This window comes from Mitsuokella multacida DSM 20544 (assembly GCF_000155955.1).
GTDB classification, from domain to species: domain Bacteria; phylum Bacillota; class Negativicutes; order Selenomonadales; family Selenomonadaceae; genus Mitsuokella; species Mitsuokella multacida.
Genome location: NZ_GG697142.2, coordinates 304,246 through 329,117 on the forward strand (window position 1 = coordinate 304,246; position 24,872 = coordinate 329,117).

The following is a 24,872-nucleotide window of genomic DNA, read 5'->3' on the forward strand; positions in this document are numbered from 1 at the left end:
AGATAATGGAACGAATGAACAGGAGGTTTTTCTCATGTCGAGATTTGAAGAAGCAAAAGAAGCGTATGCAGGTGTTGGCGTGGATGTGGAAGCTGCTTTGAAGCAGTTGCAGCAGGTGCGCATCTCGATGCACTGCTGGCAGGGCGACGATGTCCTGGGCTTTGACTCGGATACGCTGACGGGCGGCATTGCCACGACGGGCAACTACCCGGGCCGTGCCCGCAATCCGGAAGAGCTCATGGCCGACATACACAAAGCCTACACCCTGATCCCTGGCAAGCACAAGCTCAATCTGCACGCTTCGTACCGCATCACGGATGAGAAGGTAGACCGCGACAAGATCGAGCCGAAACACTTCAAGGCCTGGGTTGATTTCGCGAAGGAAGAGGGCATCGGTCTCGACTTCAACCCGACGTTCTTCAGCCACAAGAACGTCAAGGACAACATGACGCTTTCGAGCCCGGATAAGGCCATCCGCGATTTCTGGATTGAGCACGGCAAGGCTTGCCGCAAGATTGCCAACTACTTCGGTGAAGAGCTCGGCATCACGGCACTCGACAACATCTGGATCCCGGATGGCACGAAGGATGTGCCGGCTGACCGCATCGGACCGCGTGCCCGTCTCAAGGATGCACTCGATGAGATCCTCTCCGTCAAGTACGACCGCAAGAACATTGCGGATGCTGTCGAGGGCAAGGTCTTCGGCATTGGCGTTGAGTCCTACACGGTCGGCTCGCACGAGTTCTACATGAACTACGCGGCGAAGAATGGCCTCATGTGCCTGCTCGATACGGGCCATTACCACCCGACCGAGGTCGTCTCCGACAAGATCTCCTCGATGCTGCTCTTCAATGACAGCCTCGCGCTGCATGTCAGCCGCCCGGTCCGTTGGGACAGCGATCACGTCATCAAGCTCGACGATGAGCTCAAGGAACTCGCGACGGAACTCGTGCGCTGCAATGCCCTTGACAAGGTCTTCATTGGTCTCGACTTCTTCGATGCCAGCATCAACCGTCTCGCTGCCTGGGTCATCGGCATGCGCAACATGCAGAAAGCTCTGCTCTACGGCCTGCTGACGCCGAACAAGGAACTCAAGGCCGCACAGGATGCAGCCGACTTCACGAAGGTCCTGCAGGGGCTCGAAGAGATCAAGACGCTGCCGTTCGGCGATGTCTGGGCCGAGTTCTGCCAGCGCAATGAGGTGCCGGTCGACGGCAAGTGGTACCCAATCGTCAAGGAATATGAGAAAGACGTCCAGTTCAAGAGATAAGAGATAAGTGAGGTAATCATCATGGATATCCAGGATTCTAAGTTCATGGAAGGCTTCAAGCGCCTGACAGCTGATGCGTTCAAGAAGGGCTGGCATGAGCGCAATGGCGGCAACTTGACGTACCGCGTCAAGCCAGAAGAGGTCGAAGCCGTCAAGGAGTCGCTGCATGAGGTCAAGGAGTGGCAGCCAATCGGCAATACGGTGCCGGGCCTTGCGGGCGAGTACTTCCTCGTCACGGGCAGCGGCAAGTACATGCGTAATGTCTCGCTGGCACCAGAGGAGAATGTCGCGCTCATCAAGATCGATGAGAAGGGCGAGCAGTACGGCATTGTCTGGGGCCTCGTCAATGGCGGCCGCCCGACGAGCGAACTGCCGACGCATCTCGCGGCGCATGAGCTCAAGAAAAAGATGACGGACGGCAGGAACCGCATCATCTACCATGCGCATCCGACGAACCTCATCGCGCTGACCTTTGTGCTGCCGCTCAAGGACAAGGAGTTCACGCGCGAGCTCTGGGAGATGGCGACGGAAGACCCCGTTATCTTCCCGGAGGGCATTGGCGTTGTCCCGTGGATGGTGCCGGGCGGCAAGGAGATTGCCGACGCCTCGGTCAAGCTCATGGAGAAGTATCGCGTCGTCGTCTGGGCGCATCACGGCCTGTTTGTCTGTGGCGACGACTTCGACGAGGCCTTCGGCCTCATGGATACGGTCGAGAAGGCGTCGGAAATCTGCGTCAAGGTGCTCTCGATGGGCGGCAAGAAGCAGACCATCCCACGTGAGGGCTTCATTCAGCTGGCCAAGGATTTCCATATCGACCTCAATACCGATCTTTTGGATTGATGTGAGGCTGGTAGATATTGTTTTGAAAGGACTGAAAAAGCATGACAATGCAGGAACCATCTCCTTGGAAAAAGACCATTCTTGCGGCCATGACGAGTTATATTGACGCGGGTTCCATCGTCGCTGGCGCCGCAGGTCTTTCTCTGTGGCAGGCGTACCTCGGCATGAGCGGGTTCCAGATGGGCCTTCTGGCTGCACTTTCCTCCAACGCCGCTTCGGCGGCAGTCGGTGCCCTGATTGGCGGCCGGATCTGCGATAAGTATGGCCGTAAATTCGTTTACACGTACGATCTCCTGATCTACATCGTCGGCATGTTGCTCATCGTCTTCGGTGTGAACTACCCGATGCTCTTAGGCGGCTACATCATCGTCGGCCTCGGCGTCGGTGCCGATGTCGTTGCCTCCTGGACGCTGATTGCCGAAGAGGCACCCGCGAAGGACAGGGCCAAGCACTGCGGTTCGGCCCAATTCGCCTGGGCGCTCGGACCGGCGGTGGTCCTCCTGATGTCGGCCTGGCTCAATACCTATGGCCTTTTAGGCAACCGCATCGTATTCGCCCATCTGATCATCATCGCCGCCTGGGTCTGGTATCAGCGTCTTAAGATGCCGGAGTCGAAGGATTGGCGCGCAGCGAAGGAAGAGGAAGAGCGCCTGATCCGCGAAGGTAAGGTCGAGAAAGTCTCCTATGCGACGCTGCTGTCCGGCATCAACCTCAAGACGGTCCTGTTCCTCTGCGGTGTCTACACTATCTGGAATCTCTGCGCGAGCACATGGGGGTTCTTCATGCCGTACATCTTTGAGAATGTCGGCAAGCTCTCGAACAGCGTCTCGCAGCTCATGAGTGTAGGCTCATTCGTCATCTCGTTCCTCTCGACGTTCTTCATTTTCATGCAACTCGGCGACCGTGTGAGTCGCCGTCTGCTCTACGGCATCATCGGCGGTATCTACGTCATCGCTTGGTTTGTCTGGACATTGCCAGCCGATATGCTCAGCATGTGGATGCTCATCATGTTTGTCGTCTTTGCCGGTGTCAACAACGGCTCTGGCCAGCAGGCGTTCTACCAGCTCTGGTGCTCTGAACTGTTCCCGACGAAGTACCGCGCGACAGCGCAGGGCCTCACGTTCTTCATTACGCGCATCCTCGCTGCTATCTGGGGCTTCAGCGTCCCGATGATCATGGAGTCGTTCGGGTTCCGTTACGCAGCGATGCTGATCGTGGCATTCGCCGCCATCAGCTGGCTGGTCGGTACGATTGGCGCACCGAAGACGGAGGGCAAGACGCTCAAGCAGATCGAGATCGAGCGCTATGGTCATGAAGTGAAATGAGAGGGTGAGGGAAGAGATGGAACGTTTTGCATGGAAAGCGACGGTCAAAGAAGGTAAGTTGGAGGAATACAAGTACCGTCATGCCAATATCTGGCCGGAGATGAAGCAGGTGCTCAAGGAAGCGGGCATCTCGAATTACACGATCTGGAATGTCGGCAATGAGCTGTTTGGCTACTTCGAATGTGAGAAGGGCGTTGCCTATGCTGAGAAGTACCAGGCGGAGAGTCCCGTCGTCGACAAGTGGAACGAATACATGAAGGATGTCATGGTCATGGAGATGGACCCCAAGACCGGTGCACAGCCGAAGATGCAGCAGGTATTCTTCCTGCCCTGAGTTTCCTCTTGAATCAAGAAGAAGCCCCGATTCTTCCTCGTGGAGAATCGGGGCTTCTTTTGTCTTTTATCAGAAGATCAGATTGATGTGGCAGTCGTTGAGGTAGGACTGCCATTCCTCGGAGGGGGCTTCGTCTGTCACGAGGGTGTCGAGATGCGTGAAGTCGTCGCATTTGACGAAAGCGGTCTTGTCGAACTTGGAGTGGTCGATGAGCAGCACGGCCTTGCGGGCCTGACGGATCATGATGCTCTTGATGCGTCCCTCGCTCTCGTTGGACTCCATGATGCCTTTCTCGCGGTCGATACCCTTGCAGCTGATGAAGGCGAAGTCGACAAAGTACTTCTCGAGCGTCTGGCTGGCAATCGAGCCGGTCAGGGCGCAGGAGCTCTCGCGCATCGTGCCGCCCGTGCAGATCATCTTGAAGCCGCTGCCCATGAAGTCGTTCATGAGGCGGATGGAATTCGTGATGATGGTGATGTCTTTCTGGCCCTTGAGACGCTGCAACAGAGCTTGGCACGTCGTGCTGGAATCCATCATGATGGTGTCGCCATCCTGAATCAGGCGGGCGGCTTTCTCGGCGATGGCAAGCTTGATCTCACTGTTAATCGTGCTGCGGCGCTTGTAGGAGAGGTCCTCGCTCGTGCTCTCCGCGAGAATGGCCCCGCCATAGCTGCGCCGCAGGAGGTCCTGAGCTTCGAGCTTCTCGAGATCGCGGCGGATCGTCTCCTCGGTGACCTTGAAGGCCCGCGCAAGATCCGAGACGTAGACCTTGCGGTCTAAGCGTATCTTTTCCATGATTTTTTGTCTTCGTTCCAGCCCCAGCATAAGAAGTCCCCCTTATTGAATGTGGCGAATATGTCCTATACACTGTAATTTTATTTGTTTTCTTTTATTATAGTATATTTTTGTTGACAATACAATAAAATCAAACCGAAACACATATGGATTTTCGTGTGATTTGCTTTCTACTTCCTGCTGATTTTCAGATGTTTCCAGTAAAATGATAAAATTACAGGGGGCATGCAGTAAAATGAAGCGCAGGGATTTTCTTCGGAATATGATGGTCATGGGGATCGGTCTGGCACTGGCGCCAGAACTGGCCGTGAAGCAGGTCGCAGAAGCGGCCTGGCAGGACGGCGGCGATGTCCTGCCAGGCGTCACCATCCGTCCGACACATCTCTCCTTCCGATCCCTGACGAACCGGCGCAGGACCGATGCAATCATCGTGCACCATGTCGGCAACACGAACGCCGACGTGTCGGCCGAGACCATCCATCAGTGGCATCTGGCCAACGGCTGGGCCGGTATCGGCTACCATTTTGTCATCCGCAAGGACGGTTCCATCGAGCAGGGGCGTCCGATGGACACGGTCGGGGCACACTGCTACGGGGAGAACGACCACACGGTCGGCGTCAACCTCGTCGGCAATTTCGAGGACTATGTGCCGGAGGACGCACAGGTGGCCTCGGCGAAGCGCCTGCTCGCGGCGCTCTGCCGCAATTACGGCTTCGCGCCCTCGGGCTCGACAATCTTCGGCCACCGCGATTTCAACGCGACGGCCTGCCCCGGGCAGAACCTCTACGACATGCTGCCCGACATCATCCGTGGCGCATCCTCGCTCTACTGACATGCTTGCATCCGTTCCATCTGTTCAAAGAATCCATGACCTGCCGACCTACGAGGCCTGGCAGGTCTTTTTATGTTTTTTTCTAAAAAAGTGCGAAAAATTACGGATTCCGTGAAGGATTTTTTTCATTTCTATAGAACCTACATAATATACAAAGATAGTTTTCTTGATTTTCGGTCCAATGAAGGGTGACAGAAACATTCAGGTAGTGTGGATTTGAATTGACGGAAAACTTGCGGTTTTCGCATGGTTTTTCAGAGAAGGTAAGGTGAAGTCGATTAGTCTTATAAATGTTACATATTTCATCAATAAATAAAATAATATTGCAATCATTGATAAAAGATGTATACTGACAGAGTACCATGTTTTGACGTTGCATGATCGGCAAGACGGCAATTGATGTAAGGGGAGACCGTCCTTGCTGAGGATATCCAAGGGGGATTTTGTATGAGAAAGACAGAATGCTTAGCAATGATACTGGCTGGCGGACAGGGAAGCCGCCTCGGTGCTTTGACGAAGAAGATCGCAAAGCCGGCCGTCCCGTTCGGTGGGAAATACCGCATCATTGACTTTCCACTCAGTAACTGCGCCAACTCCGGCATCGACAAGGTCGGCGTGCTGACGCAGTACCGCCCGCTCGAACTCCACAACTACCTGGCTTCGGGCAGCGCCTGGGATCTCGACAAGAAAGAAGGCGGCGTATTCATCCTGCCGCCGTATGCACGTGAAAAGGGTGCAGACTGGTATCGCGGCACCGCAGATGCCATCTACCAGAACCTGAACTTCATCGACCTCGCGGATCCGGAATATGTCCTGATCCTCTCGGGCGACCACATCTACACGATGGATTACTCCTGGATGCTCGATGCGCACAAGGCCAATAAGGCAGAGGCTACGATCGGCGTCATCGAAGTACCATGGGAAGAGGCTCCGCGCTTCGGCATCATGAACACGGACAAGACGGGCCGCATCGAGGCATTCGAGGAGAAGCCGGCTAAGCCGAAGAGCAACCTCGCTTCGATGGGTATCTACATCTTCAATAAGGACTTCCTCAAGAAGTATCTCGAGGAGGATGCCAAGGACGAGACGTCGAGCCATGACTTCGGCAAGAACATCATCCCGAAGATGCTCGCCGACAAGGCGCGCCTCTATTCGTACGCTTTCGATGGCTACTGGAAGGATGTCGGAACGATCGAGAGCCTCTGGCAGGCCAACATGGACCTGCTGCAGGATCAGCCGCCGTTTGAGCTCAATGGCGACTGGAAGATCTACTCCTCGAATCCTTCGATGCCGCCGCACTATGTAGGCCCTGACGCCACGGTCCGCAACTCGATGATCAGCGAAGGCTCGATGGTCCTCGGCGATGTCGAGAACTCGGTCATCTTCCCGGGCGTCCGCATCGGCAAGGGCGCGAAGGTCCGCAATTCGGTCATCATGCCGTCGACGGTCGTGCGCGAGAATGCCGTCATCGACTACGCGATTGTCGCACAGAACTGCGAGATCAGCGAAGGAGCAAAAGTAGCAGGTGAGAAGGGTGCCATCACGGTCATCGCAGATGGCGAGACAGTCGTAGCAGCAGCGGCGGGCAGCAAGCAGGCCGGCTAAGATTATCAGCTCTCAACTAGTAGATACAACAGAACACAGACCAGAAGATCGGAGTGAATCAAATTGAAAACAGTAATGGGGATCATCAATCTTCAGGAAGACAACAGTCTCATCCGAGAGCTGACAGACCGTCGTGTCGTCGAATCGCTGCCGTTTGCCGGCCGCTACCGCCTCATCGACTTTGCTCTGTCGAGCATGGTGAACTCGGGCATCCAGAATGTCGGCATCATGCTGCCGGACAAACCGCGTTCGGTCCTGGATCATCTCCGTTCCGGTAAGGATTGGGATCTGGCCCGTCGTCATGACGGCCTCTTCTACCTGCCGGCTCCGCACGATGAGGAATCCAGACGCCGTGGCGATCTCAAGAACTTCTACTACAACCTCGACTTCTTCGAGCACAGCTCGCAGAAATACGTCCTGCTGGCAGGCGGCAGCTTCGTCTACAACATCAACTTCAACGAGCTGCTGCGCTTCCACCAGAACACGAATGCCGATATCACGATGGTCTACTACACGGCTGCGCAGGAAGCTGCGGGCCGCAGCACTGTCATCGAGACGGCTGAGAACGGCCTCGTCGAGGATATCGCCGAGAAGCCGGCCATCTACGATGGCTCGAAGGTCTCGATGAACGTCTTCCTCATGGAGAAGCGCATCTTCGTCGAGATGATCCGCTACAGCTATGAGCATGGCGGACAGGATCTGCTGCTTGACGGCATTATCCGCCGCGCAGACGAGTACAACATCTATGCCTATGAGCACGATGGCTACGTCGCGCATGTCGATTCGACGGCTTCGTACTACAAGGCCAACATGGACATCCTCGAACCGTCGGTATGGGAAGAGCTCTTCATGGGCGAGAATTCCATCTACACGAAGGTCAAGGACGAGGTCCCGGTCCAGTACAAGGACACGGCCGTCGTCAAGAATTCGCTGATTGCCAATGGCTGCATCATCCGTGGTGAGGTCGAGAACAGCATCCTGTTCCGCGGCGTGACCATCGAGGAGGGCGTCAAGGTCAAGAATTCCATCATCATGCAGAAATGCGATGTGCAGGAGAATTCCCTGCTCGAGAATGTCATCTGTGATAAGAACGTAGTGATCACGAAGGAGAAATGGCTCAAGGGAGCGCAGAACTATCCGCTGATCGTTGCGAAAAATGTGGTGATCTAAGATTGGGACAAGCCGTTGTAAATAGAAATGCGTCAGCAGGTATGGGCTGGCACCTCATTTACGACGGCTTTTCTTTTATAGAACAAGTGAGTCTATAGAAAACAAGTAAGTCAAAGCCAAGGGGAGTGTTTTTTTTGGCACGAGAAACAAAGGAACAGAAACAGAAGAGCCGCGAGTTCGATAAGCTCAAGGAAAATCTGAAAATCCGTTTTGTCAATACGGCGCATCTGATGTATGGCCGCGAGATCAAGGACCTCACGAAGAATGAGGTTTACCAGACGGTAGCCGCAACGGCGAAGCAGTTCATCTCCGACAACTGGATCAAGACGAATAAGACGTATGCTGAGCGTCAGGAAAAGCAGATCTATTATTTCTCAATCGAATTTCTGCTCGGCCGCCTGCTCAAGTCGAACCTCATCAATCTCGGCATCGAGGAGGCCGTCAAGGAAGTCCTCGAGGACTTCGATCTCAGCCTCGTCAAGACGTTCGAGGAAGAGCCGGATGCTGGTCTTGGCAACGGCGGCCTCGGCCGACTCGCTGCCTGCTTCATCGACTCGATGGCGGCACACCGCCTGCCGGGCCACGGCTGCAGCATCCGCTACCAGTATGGCCTGTTCGAGCAGAAAATCATCGAGGGCAACCAGGTCGAGATTCCGGACAACTGGCTCAAGAACGGCTTTGCCTGGGAGTACCGCAAGCCGGATAAGGCCATCGACGTCAAGTTCAACGGCAATGCCTACATGAAGAAAATGCCGGACGGCAGCCTCAAGCTCGTCTACGAAAATCCGATGACGGTCATGGCAGTGCCGTACGACGTGCCGATTGTCGGCTACCACAACAACACGGTCAACACGCTGCGCCTCTGGAACGCAGAGGTCAACCGCGATTTTTCGGATTACGGCCGCCTGACGCAGGAACAGATGCGCCAGAAGAACGACTATCGCAACTTCGTCGAGAGCATCACGCGCTACCTCTATCCGGATGACAGCACGTACGATGGCCGCCGTCTGCGCCTTATCCAGGAGTACTTCTTCGTCTCCGCCGGCGTCCAGAGCATCGTGCGCCACTACAAGAAAGTCGGCATGGACATCCACGACTTCGCCCAGAAGATCGCCATCCACATCAACGATACGCATCCGGCACTCTGCGTCGCCGAGCTCATGCGCATCCTCGTCGATGAGGAAGGCCTCGAGTGGAACGAAGCATGGGCCATCACGAAGAACACGATTGCCTATACGAACCACACGATCATGCCGGAGGCACTCGAGAAGTGGCCAATCGACATGTTCAAGCCGTTGCTGCCGCGCATCTACATGATCATCGACGAGATCAACCGCCGCTGGCTCATCGACGTGCGCGACCGCTATCCGAACAACGAGCAGAAGGTCCACGAGCTCTCGATCATCCAGGACGGCATGGTCCACATGGCTCGCCTGTCGATCGTCGGTTCGCACAGCGTCAACGGTGTCGCGAAGATCCATACGGACATCCTGAAGTCCACGACGCTGCACGAATTCTACGAGTACAATCCGCGCATGTTCAACAACAAGACGAACGGCATCACGCACCGCCGCTGGCTCATGGGCGCGAACCCGGAGCTCTCAGACCTCATCGATGCGACCATCGGCAGCCGCCGCTGGCACCGTCATCCGGAGCAGCTCGACCTGCTCAACGATTATGTTGAGGACAAGCCGTTCCTCGAGAAACTCGGTGCCATCAAGCACCTGCGCAAGGAAGCTCTGGCGAAGTACGTCAAGGAGCACAATGGCATCGATGTCGATCCAGACAGCATCTTCGATATCCAGGTCAAGCGCATCCACTCGTACAAGCGCCAACTCATGAACATCCTGCACATCATGTACCAGTACCATAAGCTCAAGACCGACCCGAATTTCGACATGCTGCCGACGACGTACTTCTTCGGCGGCAAGGCCGCCCCGGGCTACTACATCGCCAAGGAGACCATCCGCCTCATCAATGCAGTCGCGGATAAGATCAACAACGATGCGAGCATCAAGGGCAAGATCAAGGTCGTCTTCATCGAGAACTTCGGCGTCTCGATCGGCGAGATCGTCTATCCGGCAGCCGATGTCAGCGAGCAGATCTCCACGGCATCGAAGGAAGCTTCGGGCACGGGCAACATGAAGTTCATGATGAACGGCGCAATCACGCTCGGTACGCTCGACGGCGCGAATGTCGAGATCCGCGATGCGGTCGGCGGCGACGAGAACTGCGTCATCTTCGGCCTCAAAGCGGAGGAAGTCCTCAACTACTATGCGACGGGCACCTACTCGGCCTGGGATGAGTACAACACGAATGAGAACGTGCGCCTCGTCGTCGACCAGCTGACGGACGGCACGTACGGCAACTTCCAGTCGCTGTTGGATTACCTGATCCGCGCGAACGACGAGTTCTTCATCCTCAAGGATTTCAATGCCTATGCGGATGCGCACGTCGAGATCATGAAGCGCTATCAGAAGCGCTTCCAGTGGCTGAAAGCCTCGGCTGTCAACATTGCGAACTCGGGCGTCTTCTCGTCCGACCGCACGATTGATGAATACGCAAATGAGATCTGGCAGGTCAAGCCAGTCATGATTCCGTAAGCTGTGAACCGCAGGGGCACTGCCCCTGCCTGGTTCCAAGGGGATACACAGAGGGGGATTATTGTGAAAACATCAGAATTAAGCGAGTTCGACCTCTACCTCTTCCATCAGGGGACGAACTATCATGCATACGAGATGCTCGGCGCTCATTTTGTCGAGCGCGATGGTAAGAAGGGCGTGCGCTTTGCCGTCTGGGCACCACATGCGAAATCCATCAGCGTCGTCGGCGACTTCAATGAGTGGGATACGCGCGTGAATCCGATGACGCGCGGCCGCGATGGCGAGATCTGGGAGGTCTTCATTCCGGACATCGAAGAGGGGGCTGTCTACAAGTATGCGATCGAGCCGCAGTGGGGCGGCCCGCGCATCATGAAGGCCGACCCGTACGGGTTCTACGCCGAGAAGAAGCCGAACACGGCTTCGCGCGTCTACGACCTCTCGAAGTACGAGTGGAAGGATGGCGACTGGTTTGAGCAGAAGAAGAAGGAGTCGTCCTACGAGCGCCCGATGCTGACGTATGAAGTCCATGCGGGCTCCTGGCGCCGCACGAAGGATGGCGAGTACCTTTCTTACCGCGACCTCGCAGACCAGCTCATCGACTACGTCAAGAAGATGAACTACACGCACATCGAGTTCATGCCGCTCTGCGAGCATCCATTCGATGGTTCGTGGGGCTACCAGATCACGGGCTATTACGCCGTGACGAGCCGCTTCGGCACGCCGGATGACTTCCGCTATCTCGTCGACAAAGCCCATGAGAATGGCATCGCCATCATCATGGACTGGGTCCCGGGCCACTTCTGCAAGGATGAGCAGGGCCTGCGCCACTTCGATGGCCAGACGCTCTACGAGTCCGACAACGAGCAGCTCGCCGAGAACTGGGAGTGGGGCACGACGAACTTCGACTACGGCCGCACGGAGGTCCAGAGCTTCCTGATCTCAAACGCGATGTTCTGGTTCGAGGAGTTCCACATCGACGGCCTGCGCATCGACGCCGTCGCGAACATGCTATACCTCAACTACGGCCGCAAGGATGGCGAGTGGACGCCGAACAAGTACGGCGACACGGGCAACCTCGAGGCCATGGACTTCCTCAAGAAGCTCAACGAGAGCATCTTCAAGTATCATCCGCAGGCCTTGATGATCGCTGAGGAATCGACGGCTTGGCCGCTGATCTCGAAGCCGGTCTACATGGGCGGCATGGGCTTCAACTACAAGTGGAACATGGGCTGGATGAACGATATGCTCAAGTACATGTCGCTCGACCCGATCTACCGCAAGTGGAACCACGACAAGGTCACGTTCTCCTTCATGTACGCCTTCAGCGAGAACTTTGTGCTGCCGCTCTCGCACGACGAGGTCGTGCACGGCAAGTGCTCGCTGATCAGCAAGATGCCGGGCGACTACTGGCAGAAGTTCGCCGGCCTGCGCACGTTCTTCGCGTACTGGATCGCACATCCGGGCAAGAAGCTGCTGTTCATGGGCGGCGAGTTAGGCCAGTTCATCGAGTGGAATTACGATGACAGCCTCGACTGGCATCTGCCGCAGCAGTACCCGATGCACAAGAAGATGCTCGAGTACAGCCGCGCACTCAATAAATTCTACTGCGACCACAAGGCACTCTGGCAGGTCGACTTCGACTGGAATGGCTTCCAGTGGATCGACTGCAACGACAACGAGAACAGCATCGTCTCCTTCATCCGCAAGGCGGAGGACCCGTCCGACTACCTCGTCGCCGTCTGCAACTTCACGCCGGAGGTCCGCCATGGCTACCGCATCGGCGTGCCGGAGAAGGGCAGCTACATCGAGGTATTCAACTCGGACGACGAGGCCTTCGGCGGCAGCGGCGTCAAGAACGAGGGCGAGATCAAGACGGAGGATGTCAAGTGGCATGACCGCGATCAGTCCATCGTGCTGACGATTCCGCCGATGGCAACTATCTATCTGCGCCACAAGGGACAGCTGGCCGCTGGCCGGAATTCTTTTGACGAGGCTCCGGCGGAGCTCGAAGTCAGAGGCCATGAAGAAAAAAGTTCTGCCGACAAGGCAGAAGCCGCCGAAGCAAAGCCAAAGAAGACGGTGCGCAAGCGCACGGCTGCCAAAAAGGCAGAGACGTCTGCAGAAGCTCCGAAAGAGAAGCCGAAGCGCCGCGGCCGTCCCCGCATGACGGAGGAAGAGAAGGCTGCGGCCAAGGCCAAGAGAGAGGCTGAGAAGGCCGCCAAGGCTGAGAAAGCGCCGAAGAAGACGACGCGCCGCCGCTCTGCGGCCAAGACGACAGCCAAGAAGACGACGCGCAAGACGACGAAGAAGACAGCCAGCAAGACGGCAAAAGCTGCAGCTGCTGAATCCTGATTCTATTCTTGATGTTATTCTTGTTACTGATACTGCAATATCCACTATGAGGGGGATTCATGAATGAAAGTTCTATATGTTGCTTCTGAGGCTGTTCCTTTTGCCAAGACGGGCGGTCTTGCCGATGTGGCGGGCTCGCTGCCGAAGGCACTCAAGGCAGAGGGCGTCGATGTCCGCGTCATCATGCCGAAATTCGGCAAGATCCCGGAGAAGTTCCGCAATGCGATGGAGCACGTCTACGACGGCGAGATCCCGGTTTCCTGGCGTTCTAAATACGTCGGCCTCGACAAGATCGAGCACGACGGCGTCATCTACTACTTCGTCGACAACGAGGAGTACTTCCGTCGCGAAGGCTTCTACGGCTACGGCGATGATGCAGAGCGCTTCTCGTTCTTCTGCCGCGCCGTGCTCAACCTGCTGCCGGCCATGGACTTCTGGCCAGATGTCATTCACACGAATGATTGGCATTCGGGCCTCGTCAATGTGCTGCTGAAGATCGAGCATCAGGGCGATGAGCGCTACGAGAAGATCCGCACGCTCTACACCATCCACAACCTCAAGTACCAGGGCGTCTTCCCGAAGGATGTCATGAGCGATGTGCTTGGCCTCGACTGGAAGTACTTCAACAACGGCGACCTCGAGTTCTACGATGCCGTCAACTTCATGAAGGGCGGTCTGATTTACGCTGACTACATCTCGACGGTCAGCAAGACGTATGCCAAGGAGATTCAATACGAGTACTTCGGCGAGCATCTCGACGGCCTGCTGCGCAGCCGTCAGGACACGCTGTTCGGCATCGTCAACGGCATCGACTACGACGTCTACAATCCGAGCACGGACAAGAACCTCTACGAGGGCTACGATGTCACGACGCTCGACCGCAAGGCGGATAACAAGGTCCTCTTGCAGAAGGACCTCGGTCTGCCAATCAGCCGTCGCACGCCGATGGTCGCCATGGTCACGCGCCTCGTCGCGGCGAAAGGTCTTGACCTCGTCGTGCGCATGATGGACGAGATCCTGCAGCATGAGGATATCCAGTTCGTCCTGCTCGGCACGGGCGACAAGGAGTATGAGGACTGGTTCAAGGGTCTGGCTTGGCGCTTCCCGAAGAAGGTGTCGGCCAACATCTACTTCTCGAACCAGCTCGCACAGCGCATCTACGCGGCTTCGGATATCTTCCTGATGCCGTCGAACTACGAGCCGTGCGGCATCGGCCAGCTCATCGCGCTGCGCTACGGCTCCGTGCCGGTCGTGCGCGAGACGGGCGGCCTCAAGGACACGATCATCCCGTACGACAAGTACACGAAGCAAGGCAATGGCTTCCGCTTTGCCGACTACAATGCGCATGAGATGATGTACGCGCTCAAGCGCGCACTGAGCGCCTATGAGAACTACGAGGAATGGAAGCAGATCGTGGAGAATGCCATGAACTCGGATTACAGCTGGAAGGAATCGGCTCGCGAGTACAAGGCACTCTACGAGAAGCTGACGGGCTCGGGTGCATCGGAAGTATAAAAAAATACAGAATGAGCAAGTGAGAAGGAGGGCGGCAGATGATGCCGCCTTTCTTTTGGAAGGAGGAGTATTCATGCTGACACAGGATCAAGTCTGGCATGACTCTCAGGATATCAACTACCGATCGCCCGTCGGGGCGGCAGAAGCGGGATCGAAAGTCAGGATGAGTCTGCGCCTGCGCACGAAAGAGGGAATCCGTCAGGTCATCCTGCGCTGCTGGCAGGACCAGACGGGTGAGTATCTCATCCCTCTGGAGACGAAGGATGACCCATTCCAGGAGGAACATCTCTACAGCGGCTGGCTGCCGCTGCCAGAAAAGGGAGGCCTCGTCTGGTATTACTTCATCATCTCGATGGAGGATGGTACCTGGTACTACGGCAACAATCCGGAACAGCTCGGCGGCATGGGCACGCTCTACGACCATGTGCCGCCTTCGTTCCAGATCACGGTGTTCAACAAGGGTGCCAAGACGCCGGACTGGTTCAAGCACGCCGTCATGTACCAGATTTTCCCGGATCGCTTCTCGCGCGAGGGCAACACCATCATCGAGAAGAAGGGCGCGGTCTTTCATGCCTGCTGGCAGGATGATCCGTGCTACTACAAGGACCCCGACACGAAGGAAATCGTCGCCTACGATTTCTTCGGCGGCAACCTTAAGGGCATCGAGAAGAAGCTCGACTACCTCAAGGACCTCGGCATCTCAGTCATCTACCTGAACCCGGTCTTTGAGTCGGAGAGCAACCACCACTACGACACGGGCGACTACCACAAGATCGACCCGATTCTCGGCTCGAATGAGGACTTCCGCCATCTCGTCGACACGGCGAAGGCAAAGGGCATCCGCATCATCCTCGACGGTGTCTTCAGCCACACAGGCAGCAACAGCCGCTACTTCAACCGCGAGGGCCAGTACAATACGATTGGCGCGTTCCAGTCGCCGGATTCTCCGTACTACGAGTGGTACAACTTCCGCAACTTCCCGTACGAGTACGAGAGCTGGTGGAATTTCTCCACGCTGCCGGACGTCAAGGAGACGACGCCATCCTACATGGACTTCATCATCTACGACAAGGACAGCGTCATGCACCACTGGATGAAGGAGGGCATCGCGGGCTGGCGCCTCGACGTCATCGACGAGCTGCCGGCAGCCTTCTCGCAGGCTTTCTTCGCGGAGCTCAAGAAGACGGATCCCGATGCTGTCATGATTGGCGAGGTCTGGGAGGATGCTTCGCACAAGGTCGCCTACGGCGTGCCGCGCGAGTACCTCTGCGGCCAGGAGATGGACTCGGCCATGAACTACCCGTTCCGTCAGATTCTCTTTGACTTCCTGCTCGGCCGCACGGATGCCAGGATGAGCCTGCGCCGCTTCGAGAGCCTGCGCGAGAATTACCCGCGTGAGAATTTCTACGCGATGATGAACCTCATCGGCAGTCACGATGTGGAGCGTGCCATCACGGTACTCGGCGAGGAGCCGTTCTACGACGGCATGCCGGCCATCGAGCAGTCGCGCGCACGCCTGTCGGACGATCAGTACAATCTCGGCATGGCGCGCCTCTTCATGGCGGCGCTCTGGCAGATGACGTACCCGGGCGTGCCGTGCGTCTACTACGGTGATGAGATCGCGATGCAGGGCTTCAAGGACCCGTACAACCGCCGCCCCTACGACTGGGAGCACGGCGACACGTACGTCAGGAGCCGCTACGAGCGCATGATCCGCGTGCGCAATGAGCACACGGCCCTGCAGACAGGCGAGCTCCTGCCGCTCTACGCCGAGGGCGACGTCATGGCCTTCGCGCGCCTCGTGCGCGGCGGCCGCGATGTCTTCGGCGAGCCCGCGAAGGACGAGTGCTTCATCTCGCTCTTCAACCGGAGCCTCAAGGAGAAGAAGACCGTCACGCTGCAGGTTGGCGACTTCGCGGATGGCGTCTTTGCCGATGCCTTCCATCCCGAGACGCGCTTCACGGTCGAGAACGGCCAGCTGACGGTCACATTGCTGCCGCTCAAGGGCTTCCTCCTGCAGAACATCCCGCCGGAGCACCGTTACAAGCATGAGGCTGGCGTCCTGCTGCACCCGACGTCGCTGCCGTCGAAATACGGTGTCGGCGACTTCGGCAAGGAGGCATACCGCTTCGTCGACTTCCTCGAAAAAGCAGGCCAGCACGTCTGGCAGATTCTGCCGCTCGGCCCGGTCGGCTTCAGCTATTCGCCGTACCAGTCCCCGTCGGCCTTTGCGGGCAACCCGCTGCTCATCGACATCGACGAGCTCGTCGAGAAGGGCTGGCTCAGCAAGCAGGAGGCCAAGGTCACTTACGCGGACTTCGACTCGTCGGCCGACTTCGAGCCGGCGCGCACGTTCAAGAACAAGTGTCTGCGCAAGGCACATGCGGCATTCCAGCGCGATGCGGAAGCCCAGGCGGACTACGAGGCGTTCTGCCGCAAGGAGGCCTACTGGCTCGACGACTACGCGCTGTTTGAGGCGGCGAAGCGGGATTACGACAACAAGGGCTGGATGGACTGGCCGGAGAACATCAAGAAGCGCGAGCCCGCTGCGCTCGCATCGCTTGCAAAGCGCCTGGCCGAGGACATCGCGCTGCAGAAGTTCATGCAGTATCTCTTCCACCGCCAGTGGCAGCGTCTGCACGACTATGCGAAGGAGAAGGGCATCCGCATCATGGGCGACATGCCGATCTTCCTCGCGCAGGACAGCGCCGATGTCTGGGCGAACCAGCAGCTCTTCGACCTCAACCCCGATGGAACGGCCCATACGGTCGCGGGTGTACCGCCCGACTACTTCAGCGCGACGGGACAGCTCTGGGGCAATCCGCAGTACAACTGGCAGGCCATGAAGGCCGAGAACTACGCCTGGTGGAAGAAGCGCTTCCAGAAGCTCTACGAGATGGTGGACATCGTGCGCATCGACCACTTCCGCGGTTTCGAGTCGTACTGGGAGGTCGATGGCAAGGCGAAGAACGCCATCAAGGGCCGCTGGCTGCCGGGACCGGGCAAGCCGTTCTTCGATGAGGTGCGCCGCACGCTCGGCGACCTGCCCATCGTGGCGGAAGACCTTGGCATCATCACGCCGGAGGTCGAGAAGCTTCGCGACGACTGTGGCTTCCCGGGCATGAAGGTGCTCGAGTTCACGCTCTATCTCAATCACCAGCACCGCCTGAGCACCGTCGTGCCGGAGAACAGCATCGTCTACACGGGCACGCACGACAACAACACGCTCGTCGGCTGGCTCAAGGATGAGGTCACGCCGTCCCTGCGCAAGGCCATCGCGGACCTCGTGCGCGCGGATGTGCGCAAGCCCGAGGAGATCGCCAGCCACCTCGTCGGCTTTGCCTATGCCTCGAATGCACGCCTCGCCGTCGTCCCGATGCAGGATCTCTTGCAGCTCGACGGCAGTGCGCGCATGAACACGCCGGGCACGTCGGAGGGAAACTGGAGATGGTGCATGCGCCCCGGCGACCTCGAGAAGGTCGACGCAGCGAAGCTCCATGAGCTCGCCGTCCGCACGGGCCGCGCTTGATGGCGGCTGGACGACTGGACAGTCAGCATCGATAGGATAAAGCCAAATTGACGGGTCTATCTTGGAAAAGATGGGCCCGTCATTTTATTTTTTCATCTTTTTGTGGTATTCTAGAATCGTATGTTTTCAGCAGTCTGAATACCTGCAGGATAGAAGGTGTTTTTCATGATTGATATCCCAGCCAACTGGATGGAGAAGGTCCAGAATATCGACTGGTCGAAGGTCAAGGAGTCCGTCAAAGACTACGGCCCGGCCATAAAGGTGCTGCAGCAGACCTGGTCAAAGGAATCGCTGCTCGAGATCAGCCAGGGCAAGCTGTTCGTGCCGGACTCGGTCATCAACGAGGCCATCGCCAAGAAAATACCGGAAGGGGGCTCCGTCACGGGCGTTACCGTGACATCGCATGCCAACGGGCGCCTCGACATCCGCGCTGAGACGAAGAAGGTCGGCCCAGTCGAACTGTCGGGCGAGATCCAGGAGTTCGTCCACGATGGCGACACCTCGTACATGAAGTACCGCGTGCGCAGCCGCAATATCCCCGAGCACGGGCTGATGTCGTGGGTCTTCTCGCGCGTCTCGCTCGCCATGGCGGAGCGCATGGTCGGCCATGTGGAGCTCTCGGAGGATCTGCCGATCTCCATCCGCCACAACACGGTCACGGTCGATTACAGCAAGGTGCTCGCGGAGTCGGATTTTGGCAAGACGGAGTATCAGGGGCACCGGCTCATGGACATGCTGGAGATTGAGGGCGCCAAGCCCAAGGACGGCGGCATCGAGTTCGACACGAAGCTCAATGTCCCGGATGATGTCAAGAAAGCGCTGATGGCCGTACTGGTCGATCAGATGGATTGATGATGGACAAGAGGGGAGAGATTTTTTGAGAAAGCAGATCGTGGCACTCGCAGCAGTGCTCTGCACATTGGCCGTGACGCTGACTGGCATGCCAGAGGCGTCGGCCCACCACAAGAATGAACAGAAAGTAGAGAAAATCCTCTACATCCCGCACGACAACCGCCCCATCTCAGACAAGCAGACGGCGGAAGTCATCAGCAAGCTCGGCTATGAGGTCGTCGTGCCGCCGGACAACATGCTCGGCAGCCGCACGGACCTCGGCCACCCGGATGAGCTCTGGGACTGGCTCAAGCAGAATGCCCAGGATGCGGATGCAGCTGTCATCTCGTCGGACTCGATGCTCTACGGCAGCCTCGTCGGCTCGCGCAAGCACGAGTACTCGAAGAAAGAGGTGCTCGAGCGCGCCGACCGCTTCCAGTCGTTCCGCAAGGAGCACCCGAAGATGGAGCTCTACGTCTTTGGTTCCATCATGCGCACGCCGCGCTCGGGTGAGGCATCTGGCCATGAGGAGCCGGGCTACTACCGCAACTACGGCGCGGATATCTTCCGCTACACGGTCCTCAAGGACAAGGAGGAGATGGAGGGGCTGACGCGCCGCGAGAAGAAGGAGTACGACTTCCTGCAGCGCCTGATTCCGAAGGCATCGCTCTCGGACTGGATGGGCCGCCGCGAGAAGAACTTCGCGGCCAACGAGAAGATGATCCAGCTGACGCGCGGCAATACGTTCAACTACTTCGTGCTGGGCCGCGACGACAACGCGCCGTACTCGCAGACGCACCTGGAGAGCCGCCATCTCGCGGCAGAGGGCAAGGACCTCGGCAAGACGCGCTTCCAGGCCATGGCCGGCATCGATGAGATCGGCATGCTGATGCTCACGCGCGCTGTCAACGACATGCGCCGCGATGTGCCTTTTGTCTACGTCCGCTACAATTGGGGCAAGGGCGAATTCACGATCCCGTCGTATTCCGACGAGAAGATTGGCGATTCGATCGCCTCGGCCATCACGGCGGCGGGCGGCATGCAGGTCAAGTCGCCTGAGAAAGCCGACCTCGTGCTGACAGTCAACACGAATCCGAACGGCAAGACGTACGAGGCCAACGACCGCGCTAACGACGGTACGCCGCGCGAGGGCACGAAGTACTTTGCCGACATCGTCAGCGACTACGTCAGCAAGGGCTACCCGGTCGGCATCGCCGACATCGCTTACGCCAACGGCTCGGACAACGCCTTGATGGACGAGCTGCGCGACCGCGGCCTGCTCTTCAAGCTGCGCGCCTATGCCGGCTGGAACACGCCGACGAACAGCACGGGCTTCGTCATCGGCGAGGGCATGCTGGCCAAGCACATGAAGGATGAGGCCGTCGACGACCTGCTGCTCACGCGCTACCTCGACGACTGGGCTTATCAGGCCAATGTGCGCAACACGATCGCGCGCCAGCTGACCTGGCTGCGCGGCGATGGCGTCTACGGCAGCCTCGATTCCAAGACGGACGCCGTGGCCACGCGCTCCGAGCGCATGCTCACGCGCTTCGTGGAGGACAACCTGCCGCCAATCGACTCGCTGGCACATATCGAAGTGCGCTTCCCGTGGAACCGCATGTTCGAGTCCGACATCATCCATACAGCAGATGAGCCGGTTGACATCACGTACTTCGCGAAAAACCGGAACTGAACTAGGGGATGCTGAGCCCCGTAGAGACAAACGCCCCGCAGGGCAGCAAAAGATGCTGCCCTGCGGGGCGTTCTTGTATGCTTGTGAGAAATCAGGAGCGGGGCTTGGCGGCTGTGATGACCGCGAGGCCGCGCGCTTCGAGTTCAGCGACATCGTCAGGCGAGACGTCGGCATCTGTGTAAATGGACCGGATGTTCTCGTAGGGGAAGAGCAGCTCGGATGCATCGCGGTGGAATTTGATGGACTCCGTCAGCACGATGATGCCGCGGGCCTGCGCGGCCATGGCCTGCGCGGCCTCGATGCGCAGGTGGTCGCTGCTCTTGACGCCGCTCTCGTCCATGCCGTCGATGCCGATGAAGAACTTGTCCACCTTGAAGTTGCGGGCACAGAGTCCGACGAGCGGACCGACCATGACCTGCGACTCATTCTGGTAGCTGCCGCCAAGCAGGATGATGCGGGTGCCGCTGATCTTGCGCACAAAATTCGCGATGAAGGCGGAATTCGTGATGATGGTCGTGTGACGGCCGCGCGCGCAGAGCTCTTCGGCGAGCAGCGTGCAGCAGCTGCCGGACTCGATCATGACGGTCTCACCGGGCTGGACGCAGCGGGCGGCGCGTTCGGCGATGCGGCGCTTGTTCTCGTAGTGGAAGGAGAGATGATGGCCGATGTCATCGCTGGACACCATGCAGGCATAGCCGTGCTCGCGCTTTAGGAGGCCCTGGTGGGCGAGCATGTTGAGGTCCTTGCGGATCGTGACCTCGGAGACGCCGAGCGCGGCGGAGAGTTCCGTGACGGCCATGCGTCCATTCTGGCAGATTAGATCGAGGAGTTTCGTATGACGGGGATGCATCGGATTCGTTCCTTTCGACAAAGAAAACTCCCCCTGCGGCAGGCAAAGGGAGTTTTTTCGGGCAGTGATCAAGCGTTTTCCTTGCGGAATTTCTCCATGAACTCGGCGAGAGCGACAGCGCCCTCATACGGCATCGCGTTGTAGATCGAAGCGCGCATGCCGCCGACGCTGCGGTGGCCCTTGACGCCGCTGAGCTGATGCGTGAGTGCCTCGGCGACGAACTTCTTCTCGAGTTCCTCGCTCGGCAGGCGGAAGGTGACGTTCATGAACGAACGGCTCTCCTTGTCTGCATGGCCGCGGTAGAATCCGTTGGAATTGTCGATGGCATCGTAGACGACCTTTGCCTTGCGCTCGTTGCGGCGTGCCATCTCCTCGAGTCCGCCCTGTGCCTTGATCCAGGCTGCGACCTTGCCGACCATGTAGATGCAGAAAGCCGGCGGCGTGTTGTAGAGCGAATCCTTCTTGTAGAACGTGCTGTAGCGGAACATCGTCGGAAGTTTCTCCGGGCTCTTCTCGAGCAGGCTCTTCTTGGCGACGACGAGCACGACGCCAGCCGGTCCGAGGTTCTTCTGGACGCCAGCGTAGATGAAGTCGAACTTGTGGAAGTCCACAGGGCGCGAGAGCATGTCAGAGGACATGTCGGCAAAGAGCGGCACGCCGTTCGTCTCCGGGATGTAGTGATACTCCGTGCCGTAGATCGTGTTGTTGTAGCAGACATGGACGTAAGCGGCATTCGGGTCAATCTTGAGCTCGTCCTGCTGCGGTACGTGATGGTAACCAGTCTCCTTGCTCGAAGCGATGATCTCACCGACGCCGAGATGCTCGGCTTCTTTGTAGGCCTTCTCGGCGAAGCTGCCGGAGAGCACATAGCTGCCCGGATGTTCTTTCGTCGCGTAGTTCAGCGGGATCATCGCGAACTGCTGGCTCGCACCGCCCTGGCAGAAGAGCACTTCGTAGTCATCGCCGAGGCCCATGAGGTCCTTGATATCCTGCTTCGCCTTCTCGTGGACCGCTGCATACTGTGGTGCGCGATGGCTGATCTCCAGGATGGACATCCCGCTGTTGTTGAAATTCAGGAACTCTGCCTGTGCTTCCTTGAGTACCTCGAGTGGCAGCGTTGCCGGACCCGGGTTGAAATTGTAGACGCGACCTGCTTCCATGAAAAAACCTCCCAAAACGTATAGAATCCTCTAGATCTTGCTGTCTTTCAGCTTTTGAGACGCCTGCTCCTTCAGGTTTTCCTCAGTTTGTCCATTCGTTGTGGACAAGCGGCGTTTTTTATATTCTAGCGCGAAAAAAACAGAAAAGCAAGCAGAAAAATAAAAGCTGTTTTTTCTGAGCAGACACTTGACGGCTGAAAATGGATGGCCTATAATACATTTATGCACCGAAAGTGCAGGATACGAAAATACGCAAAGGCAAAGATGGGGAAGCCGAAGAAGAGGCCTTCAAAGAGAGCTGGCGGCTGGTGTGAGTCAGCAAGGCCATTCGAGGTTCCGCCCCGGAGCAGCTGATGAAAGTCAGACGGGTATGCCCGTTACAGCATCGAGAGAGAGGCTTTGCCTCACTTGGGTGGCACCACGGAATCGAGCGTTTCGTCCCAAATCGGGACGGGCGCTTTTTTTGTTATCTGGTTGATGGACAAGGAGAGAAGAACCATGAAGGTATTAGCAGCAGATGGTATTTCGCCGAAAGGCATTGAACTCTTGCAGAAGGAATTCGAGGTCGTCGTCAAGGACAAGCTCCCGGCTGAGGAGCTCCTCGAGATCATCCCGGACTTCGACGCATTGATCGTGCGCTCGGCCTCGAAGGTCACGGCGGAAGTCATCGCGCGCGCCAAGAAGCTCAAGATCATCGGCCGCGCCGGCGTCGGCGTCGACAACATCGACATCCCGGCTGCGACGGCCAAGGGCATCATCGTCATCAACTCCCCGGGCGGCAACACGATTGCGGCGACGGAGCACACGATGGCCATGATGCTCGCGATGTCCCGCAATATCCCGATCGCCAATGAGACGATGCATAAGGGCGAGTGGAACCGCAAGAAGTACGTCGGCGTCGAGCTGCGCGGCAAGACACTCGGTGTCGTCGGCATGGGCCGCATCGGCTCGGGCGTGGCGAAGCGCGCGATGGCCTTCGACATGAACGTGCTCGCCTATGATCCCTATATTAATGAAGAGCGCGCCAAAGCGCTCGGCGTCAAGGTCGCGACGTTCGACGAGGTCATCGAGAACTCCGACTTCATCACGGTGCACATGCCGCTGACGAAGGAGACGAAGGGCATGATCGCGATGGAGCAGATGAAGAAGATGAAGCCGGGCGTCCGTCTCGTCAACTGCGCGCGCGGCGGCATCATCGATGAGGCAGACCTTGCCGAGGCACTCAAGCAGGGCATCGTCGCAGCCGCTGCCATCGATGTCTACACGAGCGAACCGCCGGCAGAGAAGGGCAACCCGCTGCTTGAGGCGCCGAACATTGTGCTGACGCCGCATCTCGGCGCATCGACGGTCGAAGCGCAGATCGGCGTTTCGGTCGATGTCGCGAAGGGCATCATCGCAGCATTGCACGGCGAGCCTGTTGCGACGGCCGTCAACATGGCGCCGGTATCCCCGCAGGTCATGCGCGTCATCGCGCCGTACCTCACGCTCGCCGAGCGCCTCGGCGGCACGGTCGTCGGCCTTGCCGACGGTCCGATCGAGTCGGTTGAGGTCACCTACAACGGTGAGATCACGGAGGTCAACACGGGCCTCTTGACGACGGCTGTCATCAAGGGCATCCTCAACCCGGTCATGGAGAACGAGGTCAACTACGTCAATGCGCCGGGCCTCGCCAAGGAGCGCGGCATCAAGGTGTCGGAGCGCAAGGAGCGCGCTTCCGAGGACTTCGCCAACCTCATCACGGTCGATGTCGTGGCCGGCGGCAAGAAGCTCTCCGTACAGGGTACGCTGTTTGGCACGCAGGGCCGCATCGTCCGCATCAATGACTTCCGCGTCGACGTCGATCCGCATGCGCGCATCCTGATCTGCCCGCACATCAACCGCCCGGGCGTCATCGGTACGGTCGGCACGCTGCTCGGCGGCAATGGCGTCAACATCTCGGCCATGCAGGTCGGCACGACGGAGGAAGAGGGCAAGAACCTCATGGTCTTGACGGTCGATAACGACATCCCGGCCGCACTCCTCGAGACGGTCAAGGCGCTCGATGGCATCTTTGATGCCAAGCTCGTCAACTTTTACGAGATCTGAGACATACATCCTATATATAGGAAGATAAATAAAAGCCTGTTGTAACTGCAACAGGCTTTTTTGTGTCCGTGTCTCGTTATTTC

General features: G+C 57.8%; 17 protein-coding genes. 14 read left to right on the top strand and 3 right to left on the bottom strand.

All coding sequences use genetic code 11. The features are described 5' to 3' along the window. Positions 1-34 precede the first annotated feature (34 nt). The 4 genes from MITSMUL_RS08245 to MITSMUL_RS08260 are packed head-to-tail and all read left to right on the top strand — an operon-like array spanning position 35 to position 3,769. Positions 35-1,270, top strand: a complete 1,236-nt coding sequence (locus tag MITSMUL_RS08245) for an L-rhamnose isomerase (RefSeq protein ID WP_040636075.1) — start codon at positions 35-37, stop codon at positions 1,268-1,270. 21 nt (positions 1,271-1,291) lie between these two features. After that, positions 1,292-2,110 carry a rhamnulose-1-phosphate aldolase gene (rhaD, locus tag MITSMUL_RS08250; protein ID WP_005841696.1) on the top strand — a complete coding sequence of 273 codons (819 nt, stop codon included), beginning with the start codon at positions 1,292-1,294 and terminating at the stop codon, positions 2,108-2,110. Between the two features lie 41 nt (positions 2,111-2,151). Continuing rightward, positions 2,152-3,435, top strand: coding sequence for an MFS transporter (locus MITSMUL_RS08255; protein WP_005841697.1), 1,284 nt, complete (start codon positions 2,152-2,154; stop codon positions 3,433-3,435). A gap of 16 nt (positions 3,436-3,451) precedes the next feature. Beyond that, a complete protein-coding gene (locus tag MITSMUL_RS08260) occupies positions 3,452-3,769 on the top strand; it encodes an L-rhamnose mutarotase (protein ID WP_005841698.1) in 318 nt (105 codons plus the stop codon). Between the two features lie 69 nt (positions 3,770-3,838). Here MITSMUL_RS08260 and MITSMUL_RS08265 read toward each other — a convergent pair whose 3' ends face one another. Then, entirely contained in the window at positions 3,839-4,594 is a 756-nt protein-coding gene (locus MITSMUL_RS08265) for a DeoR/GlpR family DNA-binding transcription regulator (protein ID WP_005841700.1), read from the bottom strand. 241 nt (positions 4,595-4,835) lie between these two features. Between MITSMUL_RS08265 and MITSMUL_RS08270 the strand changes: the two genes are divergently transcribed. From MITSMUL_RS08270 to MITSMUL_RS08310, 9 genes are all read left to right on the top strand, one after another. Continuing rightward, positions 4,836-5,396 carry an N-acetylmuramoyl-L-alanine amidase gene (locus tag MITSMUL_RS08270; protein WP_248614826.1) on the top strand — a complete coding sequence of 187 codons (561 nt, stop codon included), beginning with the start codon at positions 4,836-4,838 and terminating at the stop codon, positions 5,394-5,396. 447 nt (positions 5,397-5,843) lie between these two features. Beyond that, entirely contained in the window at positions 5,844-7,001 is a 1,158-nt protein-coding gene (locus tag MITSMUL_RS08275) for a glucose-1-phosphate adenylyltransferase (protein ID WP_040636079.1), read from the top strand. 63 nt (positions 7,002-7,064) lie between these two features. Next, a complete protein-coding gene (gene glgD, locus MITSMUL_RS08280) occupies positions 7,065-8,171 on the top strand; it encodes a glucose-1-phosphate adenylyltransferase subunit GlgD (RefSeq protein WP_040636080.1) in 1,107 nt (368 codons plus the stop codon). Positions 8,172-8,305: 134 nt separating this feature from the next. Continuing rightward, complete coding sequence (locus MITSMUL_RS08285) at positions 8,306-10,774, top strand: glycogen/starch/alpha-glucan phosphorylase (protein ID WP_040636082.1); 2,469 nt, start codon at positions 8,306-8,308, stop codon at positions 10,772-10,774. A 63-nt stretch (positions 10,775-10,837) separates the two neighbouring features. Then, entirely contained in the window at positions 10,838-13,126 is a 2,289-nt protein-coding gene (glgB, locus tag MITSMUL_RS08290; protein ID WP_040636083.1) for a 1,4-alpha-glucan branching protein GlgB, read from the top strand. 63 nt (positions 13,127-13,189) lie between these two features. Beyond that, on the top strand, positions 13,190-14,641 hold the full coding sequence (gene glgA, locus MITSMUL_RS08295; RefSeq protein ID WP_005841711.1) for a glycogen synthase GlgA: 1,452 nt from the start codon (positions 13,190-13,192) through the stop codon (positions 14,639-14,641). A 73-nt stretch (positions 14,642-14,714) separates the two neighbouring features. Continuing rightward, positions 14,715-18,170 (top strand): 4-alpha-glucanotransferase, encoded by a 3,456-nt coding sequence (malQ, locus tag MITSMUL_RS08300; protein ID WP_040636084.1) that lies wholly within the window; start codon positions 14,715-14,717, stop codon positions 18,168-18,170. 165 nt (positions 18,171-18,335) lie between these two features. Further along, positions 18,336-19,022: a hypothetical protein gene (locus MITSMUL_RS08305; protein ID WP_005841713.1), complete on the top strand. Its 687-nt coding sequence runs from the start codon at positions 18,336-18,338 to the stop codon at positions 19,020-19,022. A gap of 88 nt (positions 19,023-19,110) precedes the next feature. Continuing rightward, entirely contained in the window at positions 19,111-20,694 is a 1,584-nt protein-coding gene (locus tag MITSMUL_RS08310; protein ID WP_050751692.1) for a DUF4127 family protein, read from the top strand. 91 nt (positions 20,695-20,785) lie between these two features. Here MITSMUL_RS08310 and MITSMUL_RS08315 read toward each other — a convergent pair whose 3' ends face one another. Both MITSMUL_RS08315 and serC read right to left on the bottom strand, forming a co-directional pair. Next, the gene (locus MITSMUL_RS08315) at positions 20,786-21,565 is read right to left on the bottom strand and encodes a DeoR/GlpR family DNA-binding transcription regulator (RefSeq protein WP_244944587.1); all 780 of its coding nucleotides are present in this window, start codon (positions 21,563-21,565) and stop codon (positions 20,786-20,788) included. A 47-nt stretch (positions 21,566-21,612) separates the two neighbouring features. Further along, positions 21,613-22,704 (bottom strand): 3-phosphoserine/phosphohydroxythreonine transaminase, encoded by a 1,092-nt coding sequence (gene serC, locus MITSMUL_RS08320; protein WP_005841716.1) that lies wholly within the window; start codon positions 22,702-22,704, stop codon positions 21,613-21,615. A gap of 498 nt (positions 22,705-23,202) precedes the next feature. Between serC and serA the strand changes: the two genes are divergently transcribed. Beyond that, a complete protein-coding gene (gene serA, locus MITSMUL_RS08325) occupies positions 23,203-24,789 on the top strand; it encodes a phosphoglycerate dehydrogenase (protein WP_040636085.1) in 1,587 nt (528 codons plus the stop codon). Positions 24,790-24,872: the final 83 nt, after the last annotated feature.

Coding starts and splice junctions, on each gene's coding strand:
- MITSMUL_RS08255 (WP_005841697.1), top strand. CDS start 2,152: ATGACAATGCAGGAACCATCTCCTTGGAAAAAGACCATTCTTGCGGCC.
- MITSMUL_RS08245 (WP_040636075.1), top strand. CDS start 35: ATGTCGAGATTTGAAGAAGCAAAAGAAGCGTATGCAGGTGTTGGCGTG.
- glgA (WP_005841711.1), top strand. CDS start 13,190: ATGAAAGTTCTATATGTTGCTTCTGAGGCTGTTCCTTTTGCCAAGACG.
- serA (WP_040636085.1), top strand. CDS start 23,203: ATGAAGGTATTAGCAGCAGATGGTATTTCGCCGAAAGGCATTGAACTC.
- MITSMUL_RS08270 (WP_248614826.1), top strand. CDS start 4,836: ATGGGGATCGGTCTGGCACTGGCGCCAGAACTGGCCGTGAAGCAGGTC.
- MITSMUL_RS08265 (WP_005841700.1), bottom strand. CDS start 4,594: ATGCTGGGGCTGGAACGAAGACAAAAAATCATGGAAAAGATACGCTTA.
- MITSMUL_RS08275 (WP_040636079.1), top strand. CDS start 5,844: ATGAGAAAGACAGAATGCTTAGCAATGATACTGGCTGGCGGACAGGGA.
- rhaD (WP_005841696.1), top strand. CDS start 1,292: ATGGATATCCAGGATTCTAAGTTCATGGAAGGCTTCAAGCGCCTGACA.
- malQ (WP_040636084.1), top strand. CDS start 14,715: ATGCTGACACAGGATCAAGTCTGGCATGACTCTCAGGATATCAACTAC.
- MITSMUL_RS08260 (WP_005841698.1), top strand. CDS start 3,452: ATGGAACGTTTTGCATGGAAAGCGACGGTCAAAGAAGGTAAGTTGGAG.
- serC (WP_005841716.1), bottom strand. CDS start 22,704: ATGGAAGCAGGTCGCGTCTACAATTTCAACCCGGGTCCGGCAACGCTG.
- MITSMUL_RS08310 (WP_050751692.1), top strand. CDS start 19,111: ATGCCAGAGGCGTCGGCCCACCACAAGAATGAACAGAAAGTAGAGAAA.
- MITSMUL_RS08305 (WP_005841713.1), top strand. CDS start 18,336: ATGATTGATATCCCAGCCAACTGGATGGAGAAGGTCCAGAATATCGAC.